The following is a 1468-nucleotide window of genomic DNA, read 5'->3' as shown; positions in this document are numbered from 1 at the left end:
TAAGGGGGTTGGCGGCTACCTACTCTCCCGCGTGTGACCGCAGTACCATCGGCTCGGCGGGGCTTAACTTCTCTGTTCGGAATGGGAAGAGGTGGACACCCGCGACATAGCCACCATTATCTTTCGCGTTTCCGCGATAATAGGGTCGGGGGGTGCTTTGCCATACTGGGGGGAGGGAAAACGTAGGGTACGCGCCTTGGGTGGCGGGAAAGCGCTCGGGCAATTAGTACGGCTCGGCTATGACATCTCTGCCTTTACACCTGCCGCCTATCGACGTGGTCGTCTCCCACGGCCCTTGAAGGGATGTCTCATCTTGGGGTGAGTTTCGCACTTAGATGCTTTCAGCGCTTATCTCATCCGAGCGTAGCTACCCTGCGCTGCGGCTGGCGCCACAACAGGTCCACCAGAGGCTCGTCCATCCCGGTCCTCTCGTACTAAGGACAGGTCCCCTCAAACATCCAACGCCCACTACAGATAGGGACCGAACTGTCTCACGACGTTCTGAACCCAGCTCGCGTGCCACTTTAATGAGCGAACAGCTCAACCCTTGGGACCTTCTCCAGCCCCAGGACGTGACGAGCCGACATCGAGGTGCCAAACCTCCCCGTCGATATGAGCTCTTGGGGGAGATCAGCCTGTTATCCCCGGCGTACCTTTTATCCTTTGAGCGATGGCCCTTCCATGCGGAACCACCGGATCACTATATCCGCCTTTCGGCCCTGCTCGGCTTGTGGGCCTCACAGTCAAGCACCCTTCTGCTATTGCGCTCTGCGCACGGTTACCAAGCGTGCTGAGGGTACCTTTGAAAGCCTCCGTTACTCTTTTGGAGGCGACCACCCCAGTCAAACTACCCACCAAACACTGTCTCCCCTCCGGGATTAGGCCCCGGATAACTCAAGGGTGGTATTTCAACGCTGCCTAACCGACGCCTGGCGACGCCGGATCAGAGGCTCCCACCTATCCTACACATGAGTTACCCAGAGTCAATGTTAAGCTATAGTAAAGGTGCACGGGGTCTTTCCGTCCCGTAGCGGGTACTCGGCATCTTCACCGAGACTACAATTTCACCGAGCTCACGGCTGAGACAGCGCCCAGATCGTTACACCATTCGTGCAGGTCGGAACTTACCCGACAAGGAATTTCGCTACCTTAGGACCGTTATAGTTACGGCCGCCGTTTACCGGGGCTTCGGTTCAATGCTTCGCCTTGCGGCTAACATCCCCCCTTAACCTTCCGGCACCGGGCAGGTGTCAGGCCATATACCTCATCTCTCGATTTCGCATAGCCATGTGTTTTTGTTAAACAGTCGCCTGGGCCTCTTCACTGCGGCTTCTCTACTTGCGTAGAGGAAGCGCCCCTTCTCCCGAAGTTACAGGGCCATTTTGCCGAGTTCCTTGGCCGTGATTCACTCGAGCACCTTAGGATTCTCTCCTCGACTACCTGTGTCGGATTGCGGTACGGGTAGCGT

The 1468-nt window shown here is 57.0% G+C and carries 2 rRNA genes; both read right to left on the bottom strand.

The annotated features are described in order from the left end of the window. Positions 1-6: 6 nt before the first annotated feature. A 5S ribosomal RNA gene (rrf, locus tag FOE74_RS04880) occupies positions 7-118 on the bottom strand. A gap of 84 nt (positions 119-202) precedes the next feature. After that, positions 203-1468, bottom strand: a 23S ribosomal RNA gene (locus FOE74_RS21160); the annotation flags it as partial.

The organism is Rufibacter glacialis, from assembly GCF_008271745.1.
Classification (GTDB): Bacteria; Bacteroidota; Bacteroidia; order Cytophagales; family Hymenobacteraceae; genus Nibribacter; species Nibribacter glacialis.
This window is presented reverse-complemented; position numbering and strand designations above follow the sequence as displayed.